Source organism: Oceanospirillum linum (assembly GCF_001995095.2).
GTDB classification, from domain to species: Bacteria; Pseudomonadota; Gammaproteobacteria; order Pseudomonadales; family Halomonadaceae; genus Oceanospirillum; species Oceanospirillum linum.
Genome location: NZ_MTSD02000277.1, coordinates 1 through 255, shown reverse-complemented (window position 1 = coordinate 255; position 255 = coordinate 1). Strand labels below are relative to the sequence as shown.

1 rRNA gene is annotated in these 255 nt (G+C 55.3%); it reads left to right on the top strand.

The features are described 5' to 3' along the window. Positions 1–255: ribosomal RNA gene (locus BTA35_RS17625) — 16S ribosomal RNA — on the top strand; the annotation flags it as partial.

Below are 255 nucleotides of genomic sequence, written 5' to 3'. Positions count from 1 at the left end.
GAGACTGCCGGTGACAAACCGGAGGAAGGTGGGGACGACGTCAAGTCATCATGGCCCTTACGAGTAGGGCTACACACGTGCTACAATGGCCGGTACAGAGGGCTGCAATATCGCGAGATGGAGCTAACCCCACAAAACCGGTCGTAGTCCGGATTGGAGTCTGCAACTCGACTCCATGAAGTCGGAATCGCTAGTAATCGTGAATCAGAATGTCACGGTGAATACGTTCCCGGGCCTTGTACACACCGCCCGTCA